The organism is Ruegeria sp. HKCCD6647-2 (assembly GCF_057221075.1).
This window is the reverse complement of the sequence record NZ_JBWVBD010000011.1, coordinates 1-14,721: the sequence shown is the minus strand read 5'-3', so window position 1 is coordinate 14,721 and position 14,721 is coordinate 1. Positions and strand designations below refer to the sequence as shown.

The following is a 14,721-nucleotide window of genomic DNA, read 5'->3' as shown; positions in this document are numbered from 1 at the left end:
TGAACAGCGGGTTCAGGTCGCGCGTCCCCAGGGCGCGGGATCGCTATCTTTCAGGTCCCGGCCGAAACAACGTTGATAATATTCACAGAAGATGCCGCGCTCTGTCTCGTCGCAGCGGTTGAGGAAGGCTGTGCGGAAAGCGTAGTCGATATCGCCAAACAGGCGGATATTTTCGGCCCAGGCCAGCACTGTTCGCGGGCTCATGACTGTGGACACATCGCCCGTGCGAAAGCCGTTGCGGGTCAGTCCGGCCATGCGCACCATCAGTGGCAGGTTCTCATCCTTAGCCATCCACGCTGCCTTGCCTTGGACCATGCAGATCTCATCCGCTTCGTCGAGGTAATCGAGCCGCTGGGTCACGGTCCAGCGGTCCAGCTGCGCCTGGTTCAGCTGTTGGGTGCCGTGATACAGCCCCGTCAGGTCACCCAGACCAATGGTGTTGGCAGTGGCGAACAAGCGGAAGAACGGGTGCGGGTGCAAGACCCGGTTCTGGTCCAGAATGGTCAGGCGGCCTTCGGCCTCCAACACCCTTTGTATGACGAACATGACGTCGGGCCGTCCGGCATCATATTCGTCGAACACCAGCGCCACGGGGTGCTGATAGGCCCAGGGAAGCATGCCCTCGCGGAACTCGGTCACCTGCAAGTTGTCGCGTAGCACGATGGCGTCCTTGCCCAGAAGGTCGATCCGGCTGATATGGCTGTCGAGATTGATCCGCACGCAGGGCCAGTTCAGACGGGCCGCGACTTGTTCGATATGGCTTGATTTCCCGGTCCCGTGAGGACCCTGAATCAGAACGCGCCGGTTGCCGGAGAACCCCGAAAGGATCGCCATGGTAGCCGCCGGATCGAACAGGTAGCCGGGGTCGATCGTGGGGACATGATCGCAGGGATCGGAGAATGCCGCGGCCGTCGCGTCCGTGTCGATCCCGAACACTTCGCGGATCGATACATCCCTGTCAGGACGGGCAGGCAGATCCTCGATGTTGATCACTTTGCCTCCCATTCATCGGGCGTGGCGATATGAAGGATACCGTCCTTGACCAGAACCGGCACCGGGTCCAGCCAGCACCGTTCAGCCGCGCCCGAGACGCCATATCCGTCCTCGACCCGGAATTCGGCAAAATGCATGGTGCAGCGGATGCGGCTGCCATCATCGTTCATGAACATGCCCTTGCGGTAGTTCAGCGGTTGCGAGTAATGCGGGCACAGGTTGAGATAGCCATAGACGCGGTCGCCGCCCTGCCGCACGACAAACATCGAAAACACCGTCGTGCCGCGGCCAAAAACATATTCCTTGGCCGAACCGACCGCGATCTCATCCAGCGGACCCAGCTCGGCACCGGGCATCGGCGCTCGCGGTCGTGTTCGCCAAAGCCAGGGGTCCGGCTTGCTTAATGCATCAGCCATGATTTTCCTCCGGTTGTCCAAGCCCCCAGTTGAAGCCGTGGATCGATATCTGATCGTAGACGTCGGCCAGAATATACGGGTCGCCCGCCAGATAGGCCTCGACATCGGCACGTGCGGCGGCCTCGATCACAAGCATGGAGCCACACATCTGGTCGCTGTCGTCCAGCAACGGCCCGCCGATCCTGACGGTCACTGGATGGTCATGCTGGCGCAGGCGGGCGCGATGGGCAGGCCGGTTCGCGGCTCGCGCCTCGGCCTTGCCCGGTGCATCCAGCGCATGAACGACGAAATAGGGCATTAGCCGACCTTTTTGAGCTTCACGTCAAACCGGGCAGAGATACTGCCGCCTTCGTCCACGAAATCGACGATCAGGCTTTCCTTGACCCCGAACACCGCGTCGCTGTCCAGATAGGGATCGCCCTTTGGAAAAATATGCGTCACAAGTGTTTCGTAACCCGGCGCCGAGACGATGTAGTGGATATGGGCCGGGCGCATCGCATGCCGTCCCATTGCCTCCAGCAATTCGCCCACTGGTCCATCTGTCGGGATGGAATAGGGCAGGGGCTTGACAGTCGTATAGTGGTAGTGGCCGCTTTCATCGGTGGTGAACAGGCCGCGCATGTTCATATCCGGTTGCACGCCCGGCTGTTGGACGTCGTAGAAGCCTTCGTTGTTGGTTTGCCAAACATCCAACTTGGCCCCAGCAATCGGCGCGCCGTTTTCATCCGTCACGGTTCCCGACACCACGCAGAGCGCGCCCTTGCCGTCTAGACAGATATTGTCCCCCAGCGCCCGTTCGGGCGCGCCGCTTACGTGGAAAGGGCCGAGGACAGTATTCTCGGTGGCGCCATCCGGGCGGCGGTGGTTGATGGCGTCGACCAGCATCGAAACACCCAGCGTGTCTGAGGCGAGAATCCATTCCTGCCGCTTGTCGTCGCACATCTTGCCCGTAGCGGTCAGGAATTGAATGGCCTGAAACCATTCATCCATGGTCGGCTCGACCTCTTTGACAAAGCCGTGCAGATGCTTGACCGCGCTTTCCATGATCTGGCGGAACCTTGGGTCTACGTCATCGCCCAGACGGTTGATGACGGCGGCTTCCGAATTGTCTTCGGTGAAATAGCTCATTTGCGGTCCTCCTCATTGACAATCAGGCGGCGTCCGACCGGGAACAGGTGGATATCGTAGCGCGTGCTGATCAAGCCCCAGATGCCCTTGGGTGCAAACAGCATAACCGACACAGCGATGCCGCCCAGCACGATCAGGTACCAGCTGCCCCAATCCGCCGCGATCTCACGCAGGATGAAGAAGATGATTGTGCCAAGGATCGGGCCCTCGATGGTTCCGATGCCGCCGATCACGACGATAAAGATGACCAGTGCGGTCCAGTCCTGAACTGAAAATGCCGCGTCGGGCGAGATCCGCAGCTTCTGCAGGAAGATCAGCGCGCCGACCAGCCCCGTCATTCCGGCAGCCACAACATAGACGATGAATTTGGTGCGATAGGTTTCGACGCCCAGGCTTTCGGACGCGGGCTCGCTGTCGCGAATGGCGGTCATCGCAAGCCCCCAACGCGACCTCAGCAGGAAGAACACCAGCGCGACGGCACCGACCGCGATGCCGAGGGCGACCCAATAAACCAGATGTTCCCTCCCCGCCCGGCTGGCGGCGATGGATTTGACAATGGTCGCAGGCAGCGACATGCCCGAACCGCCGCCAAGTGCCGAGACCTGCGCAAAGCCTAGTCGGAACACCTCGGCAATGACCCAGGTCCCGATGGCGAAATAGGCCCCCTGCAGCCGGAAGGCGACAAGTGCCGTAGGCATGGCCACCAGCGCGGTCAGCACACCCGCCAGCACCAGCGCCATGATCGGATGCACGCCGCCAAAGGCCGCCAGAGCGAACAACAAATAGCCGCCCAGACCAACAAAGGCCTGCTGCCCGACCGAGACAAGACCGCCATAACCTGCCAGCAGTGACCACATCTGCGCCAGCGCGAGATAGTAGAAGATTTCGACCATCAGGCGCAGCTCGGCCCGTCCGGCCCACCAGGGCGCGGCGATCAGGACGATCAGAACGATGGCGGCAACGCTCATGGAAATCTGGCTGGCGCGGGTCGAGCGTTGGACCGTGTAGTTCAGGCTCATCGGATTACCCTTTCATCTTCGGAAACAGGCCCTGCGGTTTGACCACCAGCAGGACAAGAAAGGCCAGATGGCCCGCAAGGATCTGGAGCCCCGGATCAATCTGAGCACCGATGGCCTGCGCCACGCCCAGAATGATGCCACCCGCAAGCGTCCCCCAGAGGTTGCCCAGCCCGCCGATGATCACGGCTTCGAAGGCAAACAGCAGGCGCGCGGGTCCAACCGAAGGGTCAAAATTCGTGCGCATCGCCAGATAGACACCGGCAATCCCGACCACGGCCGAGGCGATCGCCGTGGCATAGCCGAAGATCCTGGCATTGTTGGCCCCCATCAGGCGCACCGTATCCTGATCATCGGACGTGGCGCGCAGCACCCGGCCCAGCGAGGTTTTGTAGAAGAACGCCTGCAATCCGGAGATCACGATCAACGCCGAAGCGAAGATCAGCAGCGGCATGACCCCGATGGAAATGCTCTGGTTGATCGGAATCGAGGCGGTTTCCAGCCATCCCGCCTGCAATTTCTGACTGTCGGCCGAAAACACCTCAAGCAGCACATTCTGGATGATGATCGAAAACCCGAAGGTCACCAGCAATGGCGGCAGGATATCTTCGCCCAGCGTTCGGTTCAGCAGCACCCGCTGGCCCACATATCCGATCAGGGCCATCCCTGGCACCACGACAAGCATGGCCCACAGCGGGTGAACCCCGGAGGCCGCGACAACGATCAGCGCGCCATAGGCCGCCACCACGATAAAATCACCATGTGCGATATTGACGAAGCGCATCACGCCGAACATGAGGCTCAGCCCCGCGGCGAAGAGCGCATAGAGCCCGCCCAGCAGGATCCCCTGTATGATTGCATTTACCCAGTCCATTAGGCAGCCTCCCCATCCTCAAGGCCGAAATAGGCGGCCGATATCTGTTCGCGGGTCAGGTCCCCGGGTTTACCGGTCAGCGAGACGTGACCTTCCTGAAAGCAGTAGACCCGATCCGCGACGGCCATCGCTTGATTTACGTCCTGCTCGACCACGATCATGGTCGCGCCATGCGCTTTGATCTTGGGGACGGCCTCGTAAATGTCCTTGATGACGATGGGCGCCAGGCCAAGGCTGATTTCGTCACACAACAGCAACTTCGGGTTCGACATCAGTGCCCGTCCGATTGCCACCATCTGCTGTTGACCGCCGGACAGGTCGGTGCCACCGTGATGGCGGCGCTCAGCCAGGATTGGGAACAGCTCGTAGATCGTTTCCAGCGTCCATTCCGATCCGCTGCGGCCATAGGCTCCGATCAGCAGGTTTTCTTCGACCGTGAGAGAGGGAAACAGCCTGCGCCCCTCGGGCACCATTGCCAGCCCCTGTTTGACAAGCCTGTGCGCCGCAGTGCCACCGACCGGACGGCCCAGAAAGGCAATATCCTGACCAGTGGTATCCAGCATACCGGTGATCGATCGCAGGAAAGTTGATTTTCCAGCCCCGTTCGAGCCGATGATGGCAACCGTTTCGCCCTCGTGGATCTCGAAGTCGATCCCGAACAGGGCTTGAAAGTCGCCGTAATGAGCGGTCAGCCCGCGGGTTTGCAGAACCGGATCAGCCATCGCCTTCTATCCCCATGTAGATTTCCTTGACTTGGGGTGAGTTCATCACCTCCTTCGGATCGCCCTCGGCGATCTTGGCGCCGAAATTTATCACGATCAGCCGGTCGACCACGGCCAGAAGCGCATGCACGATGTGTTCGATCCAGATGATCGAGACGCCTGATTTGTGGATGCTTTTGATGGTATCAACCAGTTCGTGGCATTCATGCTCGGTCAGACCGCCGGCGATTTCGTCCAGCAACAGCAGCTTGGGATTGGTGGCCAGCGCGCGCGCCATTTCCAGACGCTTGCGTTCCAGTAGCGTCAGAGCTGCGGCGCGGACATTGGCTTTGGGCAGCAGACCGGTCCGGTCCAGCACGTCGACGCAGCGGTCATAACATTCGCTTTCGCGAACCGAGTCACCGAAGGCACCGCCCACAAGCAGGTTCTCAAAAACTGTCATCCCGGCGAAGGGGTGCGGAATCTGGTAGCTGCGCCCGACGCCCAGACGGCATCGTTTCGACGCGGAAAAGGCGGTCACGTCACTGCCCTGATAGTTCACGCGCCCGGCATCAGGTTTCACGCCACCCGCGATCAGATTGAACATGGTGCTTTTACCGGCACCGTTTGGACCGATGACGCCAAGCGCCTCACCATCTTTCAGCGTGAAGCTCAGATCGTCTGTCACCTTGAGCTTGCCATAGCTCTTAGACACTGACTCCAATGTCAGGATGTCGCTCATGAAGCGTCCTCCGGAATACAGGTTGTGCCCCGAGCGGGGGAGAGATGCCCGGAGCGGAACATGTGGATCAGGAAATAGCCTCCATAGACCCACCGGTCGGTACCTCTGGAGCGATCCCGTTGGCGGTGATCACCATGTCGTATTTGAATGGTCCGCCCAGACGCCACTGACCGCCTACCAAGGGGGTCTTGGACACGTTTGGCACCGGCCCGGCGCTGAAGTCGATATGGCCGACGACGGTGTCCAGCTTGGTTTCTGCAACAGCATCGCGCACCTTGTCATAGTCGAACGGATCGCCCGAGCGCGACAAGGCGTTGGCGGCCACCTCGAAAAGGGCATGGGCAAAACCGATGGGTTGAGTCCACTGGCGGCCGGTTGCCTCTGTGTAGCCGTCCGCAACCTGCGCGGCGCTTTGACCTGTCAGCGAGGATGAGAACGGGTGGTTTGGCGTCCACCAAACCTCGGAACTGAGGTTCTGCCCCGCGTCGCCAAGTTGCTCGACCACCACCGGGAACAGGATGGCCTTGCCCATCGAAGCGATTTTCGGCGTGTAACCCTGTTGCCGGGCCTGGGTCCAGAAAGTGGTGAAATCCGGAGGGATCATGACCCCTGTGACAATATCAGCAGTGCCATTTTTGAAGGCGGAAATCTGGGCTGAGAAATCATCGCTCAGGTTCTGATAGCGGCCCGGATCGATCAGGTCATAGCCAAGTTCTGAAAGTGGTTTGGGAAAGCCCAGTTCCGTATCACCCCAGGCATTGCCGTCGCCGTCATTGGGGAACATGCCACCCACGACCTTTGAGGTGTCAAGTTGCCCCCACATCTCGGTAAAGACGGCAATGACGTCCTCAAGGCCCCAGAAGAAGTGGTAAGTGTATTCGAACCCGGTTTCCGGCTCGCCGCCACGGGTGAAGAACCAAGGCTGCCACGGTGCTACGGTTGAGATACAGGGCACCCCGTTGATTTCGCACTGGTCTGAGACCGGGTTTGTGGTTTCCGGGGTTGATGAGACGACCATCAGATTGACCTCGTCTTCGAGGATCAACTGCGCCGCTACATCCGCTGCGCGATTGGGGTTCGACTGGCTGTCCTTGACGATCACCTCAACACCATAGGTGCTGCCATCAATGGTGATACCTTCGCTGAACGCGGCGTTTATCCCGGCAAGGATGTATTCGTCTGATTCCGCGAATGCCGCCAACGGCCCGGTTCGGGGGCTGACATAGCCGATCTTGATCACGCCGTCGGCTGCGTGGGCGCGGCGGGTGAAGGACAGGCTGGATGTCAGCGCGGCGCTGGCAAGCGTGGTTTTAATAAGAGTTCTGCGGTCGATGAGACCGGGTTGGCGAATTAACATTACTTCCTCCCTTAGCAAGTTTGTTGGTTACGGGCGGGTTCCGTCAAAGGCCGCCTGCAGCATCTCGCGTACCCCATCGCGGGTGACGGGGCGCGGATTGTAATAGGGGTTCTGCACCGCCAGATCGGCGGCCTTGTTCAGCCCGGCCTCGGTCATGCCAAGCTCGGCCAGCGATTTGACTCGGCCGACCGATTGCAACAGATCATACAGGGCTGAAGGCGCATCCTCGGCCCCCAACGCGCGCGCAGTGCGCGCCATTGCGTCGGGTGCTGCCTCGCGGTTATAGGCCGCAGAGTAGGCAATCATCAGGCAATGCACATCGGCATGAGGCAGGTCGAATGAGCCGCCCAGCGTATGGCAAATCTTGTGATGGATCGCCATGCCGACTGAACCGAGACAAGCCCCGGCCAGCCAGGCACCGTATAGAGCCTCGGCACGGGCGTCGACGTTGCTGCCGTCGTCCATCACTTTTGGCAGCGCCGCGCCGAGGGCGCGAATACTCTCTTCTGCCATCATCGAGATGATCGGGTTGGCATCTTGCGCGTAAAGCGCTTCGACCGAATGGGCGATGGCGTTCATACCGGACGGGCCCGAGATGAAATCCGGCAAGGTTAACGTCAGCTCGGGGTCGTAGATAACGGTCTCGGGCAGAACCCTGGGCGAGCGCAGCGTGGTTTTCACACCGCCTTCGGTCTGGCCGAGAATCGGTGTCATTTCCGACCCTGCATAGGTGGTGGGCACCACGACCTGCGGCAGATCCGTGCGGTAGGCGATGGCCTTGCCCAGACCGATGGTCGATCCACCGCCAACAGACAGGATACCGTCGCAGTTCATCTGCTCCATCTGATGCATCGCGGATTCCGTAACCTGCACCGGCGTATGCATGACCGCGCCAGGATAGAGCGCGCCCACCCGGTCGCCGATCATGGCAGCAAAAGTCGCGCAGGCCTCGGACTGATCGGCGGTAGACAGGACCAGCGCCCGTTTGATGCCCAGCCGGTCGAGCTCCTCGCCCACTTCGGCGCAGCGTCCGGCACCGAAGATCACGCGTGAGGACAAGCTGTCATAGTCAAACTGCACGGGTTTTCTCCTTAGCCGGAGGTTTCAGCGCGGCCAGCATCTTTTCCAGCTTCGTGCACGTGCCGAGTTCGGCCTTTTTGCATTTTCCGCAGCAGACGGAGTCGTTACTCTTAGTCATCGCAGCCTCCCTCAGCGCTCGTAATGAGGTGGGATTTGTGCATCGACATTGACCCAGACCGATTTCGGTTGGGTGTATTCGCGCATCACTTCGAACCCCATTTCCCGGCCGTAGCCGCTTTCGCCGATGCCGCCAAAAGGCGAGGCCGGGTGGACAACTTTGTAGGAGTTGATCCAGACCATGCCGGCCTGAATATCCCGTGCAAAACGGTGCGCACGGGACAGGTTCTGCGTCCACAAGCCCGATCCCAGCCCGTAGATCACACCATTGGCCATCTTCAGCGCCTCTTCTTCCTCGCGGAAGGTCGAGACAGTGACGAAAGGGCCGAACACCTCTTCCTGGCAAACGCGACTGTCGATTGTGGCGCGCACCACGGTGGGCTCGACGAAGCAGCCTTCCTTCAGCTCGGCTGAGTCGGGGGCCTTGCCGCCGGTGACAATCTCGCCGCCTTCATCGACGGCGATCCTGGAATACTCCAACACCCGTTGTTGATGCATCTTCGATGTCAGCGGACCCATTTCGGTATTTGTATCCAGCGGATTGCCGAGACGGATGGATTTGGCCAGCGCAGTAAATTTTTCCGTAAATTCATCGGCCACATCCTCGTGAATGATGATGCGGGAACCGGCGATACAGGCCTGACCCTGGTTGTGGAAAATCGCCCAGGCCGATCCGCCGACAGCGGCTGGCAGGAAAGCATCTTTGAAGATGATATTGGGTCCTTTGCCGCCCAGCTCCAGCTGCACCTTCTTCAGATTACCGGCCGAGGCTTGTACGATGCGGCGGCCGGTGGCGGTGGAGCCGGTAAAGGCGATCTTTTTCACATCGGGGTGTTCCGCCAGGCGAGCGCCGGCGGCGTGGCCGTAACCGGGCACCACATTGACCACGCCGTCAGGGATACCGACCTCTTTCATTAGCTCCGCAACACGCAGCGTCGACAGCGGCGTGATTTCGGCAGGCTTGATGACAATCGTGTTCCCGGCGGCCAGCGCCGGCGCCATCTTCCAGCTGGTGAACATCAGCGGGAAGTTCCAAGGCACGATCTGCCCCACCACGCCAAGCGGTTCGCGCTGCACATAGTTGATGAAGCCCGGATAGACTGGCGGCAGCGAGCCTTCGACCTTGTCTGCCATACCGCCGAAATAACGGAAACAGCGGGCGGTGCGTGGAACGTCGAGCTTGCGTGCATCGCGCACCGGGTGGCCAGTGTCCAGCGCCTCAAGCCGGATCAGCTCTTCGGCATTGGCTTCGATGGCATCCGCCAGTTTCAGCAGAAGCTGGCCACGATCGGCGGGGTCCATGCGCGACCAGGCCGGGAACGCGGCCTTTGCCGTTTCCACTGCGCGATCCACGTCTTCCTCGCGGGCTTCGGCTATCTCGCAAATCTTGGAGTTGTCGAAAGGGTTCAGAACGTCGATCGTGCCGCCGCCGACGGCGTCGACGAATTCACCGCCAATAAACAGCTTGGTCTGGATCGGCCGGGTCAACCCAGCGTTCTTGAAGGCGGGCAGGATGGTCATCGCGCAAATCTCCTCCGTTCATGGAAAGCGGGCATTCCACGGGTAGCGCTTATCGCGTGTCTCGAGGTTGCTCCGGGCAAAGCGGTTCCCTGCCCGGAAATTTGTTCAGATCAGAAATCGACGGCTACGTTGGGTGCTTTGCCGTCACGGATAAGATCCGGGATTTTGGGCGAGCCGTTTTCCCAAACCAGAAGCATGGACCGCTTCGGCGAAAACCCCTGATGGCGGACATCGGCAGGCATGCAGGCCACGTCGCCGGCCTTCATGTGCACCACCGCCTTGGGGCGGCCTCGCTCACCGTCCTTTATGTTCCAGGTGATCTGGTCGGACATCTGAATGAACCACTCGCAGCGGTCATTGCCATGCTCGACAGGCAGGATGTATTCCTCGGTTGTCGGGCAGAACAGGCTGTCCTTGACTACCGAGCAAACCGACGGGTTCCAGGTCACGTCCGAGCGGCTGAGATAGCCGAACAGGTTATAGGCCTGAACCTCATGCTCGAAACCCGGCTCTGCATCCACCTCGGGCTGACCCTGATCGACATCATCGAACATGACGTTGACGGGATAGCCGTTCACATCGGTACGCAGCGGTGTGTCTCCGGGGACGCCGACCATTCGGCGAGCGGTGACGCGCTGGCGGCTGACTGCATCGTCATTATCTCCGTTCTTGATGCCCCAGGGCGTGCCGGTTTCACGAGGCGCCGCGAAGGGATCGAACCCTTCGATGGTCCAGTCCGAGATCATGCCTTTGAAGATCTCCATCAGCTCATCAGCCTTGAACCGCTCGATATAGTCGTTTCCATCGGCGACATAGGCTTCGTTCAGCGTGCCGTAGAACATCTCGACCTCACCATAATAGTTGGTGGTGCCGAAGACCGGGTCGAAATTCACGGTGCCGTAGAAAAAGCCCCATGCCACGTCGCGCATCAATGCGCGCAGAAATACGTCCACCGACATGGTGTGGGTGCCCTTCGGGGTTTCGATATAGGCGAAATACTCGTCCCGGCGGAAATTGAACTTGCCTGCCTTGAAGGATTTGTATCCGGTCACGTTATCGGCAGGGTCGACCGAGAACCCGCCGGACAGCGGCAGCCCGCGGGGATTGCTGATTTCGGTGTTGCCGAGATCTTCTTTCATAGCCATTTTGGTGTCTCCTCCGCGAAACTTACTGTTGACAGAACTCGGCCCATTTGTGCTGGGTCACGGGTCCGTCTATTGTTTGGATCATAAGGGTGGCTGGGCTTTCGGCGCTAAAACGGTATGCCGCACCGACCGGCAGCAGGGCCATATGGCCGCGGCTCAGTTTGATCGTGCCCATTTTGGGGCCTTGCGGATCACCGGATAGCTTATGCGCGCCTTCGCTTTCGGGATCGACAACGGCATCGGGGTCTTCGAGTTTTACCAGTTCGACCGTAACCGGGTAGTCCATCGCAACGGCGAACTCGTCATGGGCGGCCGTGTACCAGGGAGATGTGCCTTCGGCGCGCGTAGACTCGATCACGTATTCGAAATTCTTGGCCACAGCGACGCGCTCGTATGGGGCGGATTTTGCGGCAACCTCGTACATGTTCGAGAAGACATAGTTCTTCTTGTTGTCCTCGCTGATAACGGTGATTGATCCGCTGTCATACTCGTCGATCGAGGCGAAATCTGTGGTGTACTGGCTCACGGCCTATCTCCTCCTAGCATTTCAGCCGATCCATGTGTTCGCATTCCGAACGGCTGTTCATATTGCGAACTGTGCTCATGTTCGTTATTTTACGTCAACAGAGTGACCCGGGAAATGTTCGCAATACGCCCATTTGTTCGGTATGCGGTTAAATTTGAGGCGAATCGAGAGGAAAAAGCGCCAAAATGACGGTTCTGGAGCCAATAGAACACACGAATCGGGATTTCGTTGGATCGCTCGCCAAGGGACTTCGCGTGCTGCGATCCTTTAAGGAGGGGACCGAAAAGATGACGGTTTCCGACGTGGCTCGCGTCACGGAACTCCCACGCGCGGGCGCACGACGACTGCTTCTGACCATGCACGCACTAGGCTACATGTATACTGATGGCAAGTATTACAGTCTGTCGCCCAAGGTGCTTGAGCTTGGCTTTTCCTATCTCAGCTCGCAAAACTGGCTGTCGCTGGCGTCACCTATCCTCGAAAAACTGCGGGATGAATTGAATGAGGCAGTGTCGGTCACGGTGCTGGAGGGCGTGGACGTGGTCTACGTTGCACGGTTTCAGACCGACCGTGTGATGACGATGGCAATGGATATTGGCTCGCAGAAACCGGCCTATTGTACGGCAATGGGACGCGTTCTGCTTGGTGCTTTACCGGAAACCAAGGTGCGAGAAGTCCTTCTGGCCTCGCACATTGAAGCGCATACAGAAAATACGTTGACTGATATCAACGACATTACTGCCGCGATATGCCGTGTGCGATCACAGGGCTATTGCCTGATCGACCGCGAACTTGAAAACTCGTTGGTCGCCATTTCGGTACCGTTAAAGAACTATCACGGCGAAACGCTGGCGGCGGTGAATGTGTGCGGCCATCCTGGAAACTTATCGCTGGACGATCTGGAAACGCGCTGCCTGACGGCGCTTGAGGCCGCCACCGACAAGATATCCCAGCTTCTGGTCTGATAGGTGACGAAAGAGGTCCGCAGCACCATCCAGAAGCGCGACGACAAAGGTGTCGTGCGTCATGGTGGTGAGTGGCTGACGATCTGGTCCGATCCTGACAGCCTGAAATCCGAAAGCGAGAAGCGCGAAGAGGCAAACCGGGATCAGGCGTTGCGCGACATCGAGGCCAGCCTGGCGGCCACCGCGCGATCCATGGTCGGGCAGGATGTCGAGGTGCGTTTTGGACCAGGTGCCGGCGCCGACACGAATTGTATCGTACTGCCGAAACTCGAACCGGACGCCGCAAATCTGGTGGCACTACGGGGGCAATGCGATGCCAGCGCAAGCTTTCTGGTGCATCATGACCCCGATCTGCATCTGACACTGTCGCCCAAGGACTCGACCCGGGCACGGCTGTTCCTTCTTCTCGAACACCTGCGCTGCGAGGCGCTGGAAGCCTCGGCTTTTCCCGGCGTGGTCAACAATCTTGTCGCCCTGCAGGTCGACCGCCTGAAGCGCGCGCAATTGTTGCATGCTCATCTCGCTTCGCTGCTGCCTTTGGCCGAGGCGTTGCGCATGGTTTGCCGCGACAGTTTCTTGGGCACCCCCGAGCCAAGCCTGCAAACCGCAGGGTTCCGTATGTGGGACAGGTGGCTGCGCGAACGGTATCAGATGCAATTTACCAAGATGGCGAGCGAGATCGACGACCAACGGGCTTTTGCCGAGCAATCCAAATCTTTCCTTGCAGCTTTGTTGGCCGAGTTGCCCTCGGCCGGTGAACGTGAACGGCGCGCCTTGACGGATCAGGATGATGATTCAGGAACGGATAGCAGCGAACGGCGCGTGTCCGACAACCTGGCCGATGCTCCGCTGTTTGAGCCGGGCGAGGTCGAAAACGACATCAACGACCTACAACAACCGGTTTCGGCAAGCCCATCAGTGAAACCCAGGCCCTATCGCGTGTTTACGACGCAACATGATCGCGTGGTTCACGCCAACGACCTTGCTCCCTCTGCCAGTCTGCGTGAGGCGCGGCTCAGGCTCGATGCGCGCATGTCAGAATACCGTACCGAAGTCACGCGCCTTGTCAGTCGGCTCCAACGTCGAATTCTCGCGCAGCAAACGCGACAATGGGAGTTTGATCTGGAAGAAGGGCTGATCGACGCGGCAAAACTGGACCGTGTGGTCATCAACCCGGGCTTCGAACACGCTTACAAACAGGAAACCGACAGCCCATTTCGAGATACCGCCGTGACTCTACTGATCGACAATTCCGGTTCGATGAGGGGTAAGCAGGTGGAAACCGCCTGCATTGTCGCCGAACTTCTGGTGGCTGCACTGGAGCGTTGCACAATCTCGACCGAGATCCTCGGCTTTACCACCTCGGCCTGGAAGGGAGGAAAATCGTACAAGGATTGGTTGAGAGCGGGGAAGCCAACGTCGCCGGGTCGCCTAAATGACGTGCTGCACATCGTTTACAAGGATGCTGCTACGCCCCTACGCCGCGCGCGCGACAGTATTTGTGCGATGTTGATGCCTTCCATCTTGAAGGAAAACATCGACGGGGAAGCACTGGATTGGGCGGTCAGGCGATTGGCGCAACGGTCGGAAAGGCGCAAAGTGCTTATAGTGCTGTCTGATGGCGCGCCGGTTGATCAGGCTACATTGGAGAAAAATGAAGACAAGACTATTCTAGATAAGCACTTGCGGCAGGTCATAGCGCGGGTTCAGTCAAATATGAACATTGAACTTTGTGCCATCGGGATAAGGCACGATGTGTCGAACTACTATCCTATCAACCGGCGTATTGATCAAATCGAGGATCTAGCCGATGCAGTTGTCGAGGTGATGGACAATTTCTTGTTACCGGGTCGGTGGTGAGTTCCCGGCATATTTTATTGTCGCAACCAAAAGGCGGGCTCGGAACTTACAGACCTAGGGCCGGTGCCGCTTGCAGAAGAAGATGAAAAACACTTTAGGCCGAGTTCTGACTGTATCCTACGCTTGATGAAACGTCGGTCCTTCTCAATTGCGTTGTTGAGAATTTCGGCTCAACATCTCGATTGGGATTGGACAGCCAAAGCTACCAACAAAAGCGTTTTTGACGGATCTGTTGCAAACTTTTGGCTGTTGACGATGTCAGATGCCGCGGGTGAATGAC

15 protein-coding genes are annotated in these 14,721 nt (G+C 59.0%); 2 read left to right on the top strand and 13 right to left on the bottom strand.

The window, feature by feature from the left end; all coding sequences use genetic code 11:
- Nucleotides 1–12 precede the first annotated feature (12 nt).
- From AC2TDJ_RS19975 to AC2TDJ_RS19915, 13 genes are all read right to left on the bottom strand, one after another.
- A complete protein-coding gene (locus AC2TDJ_RS19975) occupies nucleotides 13–1,005 on the bottom strand; it encodes an AAA family ATPase (RefSeq protein ID WP_480844433.1) in 993 nt (330 codons plus the stop codon).
- Nucleotides 990–1,409, bottom strand: coding sequence for a Rieske (2Fe-2S) protein (locus tag AC2TDJ_RS19970; protein WP_480844432.1), 420 nt, complete (start codon nucleotides 1,407–1,409; stop codon nucleotides 990–992). The genes AC2TDJ_RS19975 and AC2TDJ_RS19970 overlap by 16 nt, the downstream gene beginning before the upstream one ends.
- Nucleotides 1,402–1,707: a YciI family protein gene (locus tag AC2TDJ_RS19965; protein ID WP_480844430.1), complete on the bottom strand. Its 306-nt coding sequence runs from the start codon at nucleotides 1,705–1,707 to the stop codon at nucleotides 1,402–1,404. The genes AC2TDJ_RS19970 and AC2TDJ_RS19965 overlap by 8 nt, the downstream gene beginning before the upstream one ends.
- Nucleotides 1,707–2,537, bottom strand: a complete 831-nt coding sequence (locus AC2TDJ_RS19960; protein ID WP_480844429.1) for an intradiol ring-cleavage dioxygenase — start codon at nucleotides 2,535–2,537, stop codon at nucleotides 1,707–1,709. The genes AC2TDJ_RS19965 and AC2TDJ_RS19960 overlap by 1 nt, the downstream gene beginning before the upstream one ends.
- The gene (locus AC2TDJ_RS19955; protein ID WP_480844428.1) at nucleotides 2,534–3,556 is read right to left on the bottom strand and encodes a branched-chain amino acid ABC transporter permease; all 1,023 of its coding nucleotides are present in this window, start codon (nucleotides 3,554–3,556) and stop codon (nucleotides 2,534–2,536) included. Before AC2TDJ_RS19955 ends, AC2TDJ_RS19960 begins: the two co-directional genes overlap by 4 nt.
- A gap of 4 nt (nucleotides 3,557–3,560) precedes the next feature.
- Nucleotides 3,561–4,427, bottom strand: coding sequence for a branched-chain amino acid ABC transporter permease (locus AC2TDJ_RS19950; protein ID WP_480844427.1), 867 nt, complete (start codon nucleotides 4,425–4,427; stop codon nucleotides 3,561–3,563).
- On the bottom strand, nucleotides 4,427–5,149 hold the full coding sequence (locus AC2TDJ_RS19945) for an ABC transporter ATP-binding protein (RefSeq protein ID WP_480844426.1): 723 nt from the start codon (nucleotides 5,147–5,149) through the stop codon (nucleotides 4,427–4,429). The genes AC2TDJ_RS19950 and AC2TDJ_RS19945 overlap by 1 nt, the downstream gene beginning before the upstream one ends.
- Complete coding sequence (locus AC2TDJ_RS19940; protein WP_480844425.1) at nucleotides 5,142–5,870, bottom strand: ABC transporter ATP-binding protein; 729 nt, start codon at nucleotides 5,868–5,870, stop codon at nucleotides 5,142–5,144. The genes AC2TDJ_RS19945 and AC2TDJ_RS19940 overlap by 8 nt, the downstream gene beginning before the upstream one ends.
- A 67-nt stretch (nucleotides 5,871–5,937) precedes the next feature.
- Complete coding sequence (locus AC2TDJ_RS19935) at nucleotides 5,938–7,227, bottom strand: ABC transporter substrate-binding protein (RefSeq protein ID WP_480844424.1); 1,290 nt, start codon at nucleotides 7,225–7,227, stop codon at nucleotides 5,938–5,940.
- 27 nt (nucleotides 7,228–7,254) lie between these two features.
- Nucleotides 7,255–8,307, bottom strand: a complete 1,053-nt coding sequence (locus AC2TDJ_RS19930; protein ID WP_480844423.1) for a maleylacetate reductase — start codon at nucleotides 8,305–8,307, stop codon at nucleotides 7,255–7,257.
- A gap of 129 nt (nucleotides 8,308–8,436) precedes the next feature.
- Nucleotides 8,437–9,945, bottom strand: coding sequence for an aldehyde dehydrogenase family protein (locus AC2TDJ_RS19925; protein WP_480844422.1), 1,509 nt, complete (start codon nucleotides 9,943–9,945; stop codon nucleotides 8,437–8,439).
- A gap of 110 nt (nucleotides 9,946–10,055) precedes the next feature.
- On the bottom strand, nucleotides 10,056–11,090 hold the full coding sequence (locus AC2TDJ_RS19920; protein ID WP_480844421.1) for a hypothetical protein: 1,035 nt from the start codon (nucleotides 11,088–11,090) through the stop codon (nucleotides 10,056–10,058).
- A gap of 22 nt (nucleotides 11,091–11,112) precedes the next feature.
- On the bottom strand, nucleotides 11,113–11,616 hold the full coding sequence (locus tag AC2TDJ_RS19915; protein ID WP_480844420.1) for a cupin domain-containing protein: 504 nt from the start codon (nucleotides 11,614–11,616) through the stop codon (nucleotides 11,113–11,115).
- A 185-nt stretch (nucleotides 11,617–11,801) separates the two neighbouring features.
- Between AC2TDJ_RS19915 and AC2TDJ_RS19910 the strand changes: the two genes are divergently transcribed.
- Both AC2TDJ_RS19910 and AC2TDJ_RS19905 read left to right on the top strand, forming a co-directional pair.
- A complete protein-coding gene (locus AC2TDJ_RS19910) occupies nucleotides 11,802–12,581 on the top strand; it encodes an IclR family transcriptional regulator domain-containing protein (protein WP_480844419.1) in 780 nt (259 codons plus the stop codon).
- 3 nt (nucleotides 12,582–12,584) lie between these two features.
- Nucleotides 12,585–14,441 (top strand): cobaltochelatase CobT-related protein, encoded by a 1,857-nt coding sequence (locus tag AC2TDJ_RS19905; protein WP_480844418.1) that lies wholly within the window; start codon nucleotides 12,585–12,587, stop codon nucleotides 14,439–14,441.
- The last annotated feature ends 280 nt before the right edge of the window (nucleotides 14,442–14,721 follow it).

Coding starts and splice junctions, on each gene's coding strand:
- AC2TDJ_RS19975 (WP_480844433.1), bottom strand. CDS start 1,005: ATGGGAGGCAAAGTGATCAACATCGAGGATCTGCCTGCCCGTCCTGAC.
- AC2TDJ_RS19970 (WP_480844432.1), bottom strand. CDS start 1,409: ATGGCTGATGCATTAAGCAAGCCGGACCCCTGGCTTTGGCGAACACGA.
- AC2TDJ_RS19965 (WP_480844430.1), bottom strand. CDS start 1,707: ATGCCCTATTTCGTCGTTCATGCGCTGGATGCACCGGGCAAGGCCGAG.
- AC2TDJ_RS19960 (WP_480844429.1), bottom strand. CDS start 2,537: ATGAGCTATTTCACCGAAGACAATTCGGAAGCCGCCGTCATCAACCGT.
- AC2TDJ_RS19955 (WP_480844428.1), bottom strand. CDS start 3,556: ATGAGCCTGAACTACACGGTCCAACGCTCGACCCGCGCCAGCCAGATT.
- AC2TDJ_RS19950 (WP_480844427.1), bottom strand. CDS start 4,427: ATGGACTGGGTAAATGCAATCATACAGGGGATCCTGCTGGGCGGGCTC.
- AC2TDJ_RS19945 (WP_480844426.1), bottom strand. CDS start 5,149: ATGGCTGATCCGGTTCTGCAAACCCGCGGGCTGACCGCTCATTACGGC.
- AC2TDJ_RS19940 (WP_480844425.1), bottom strand. CDS start 5,870: ATGAGCGACATCCTGACATTGGAGTCAGTGTCTAAGAGCTATGGCAAG.
- AC2TDJ_RS19935 (WP_480844424.1), bottom strand. CDS start 7,227: ATGTTAATTCGCCAACCCGGTCTCATCGACCGCAGAACTCTTATTAAA.
- AC2TDJ_RS19925 (WP_480844422.1), bottom strand. CDS start 9,945: ATGACCATCCTGCCCGCCTTCAAGAACGCTGGGTTGACCCGGCCGATC.
- AC2TDJ_RS19920 (WP_480844421.1), bottom strand. CDS start 11,090: ATGGCTATGAAAGAAGATCTCGGCAACACCGAAATCAGCAATCCCCGC.
- AC2TDJ_RS19910 (WP_480844419.1), top strand. CDS start 11,802: ATGACGGTTCTGGAGCCAATAGAACACACGAATCGGGATTTCGTTGGA.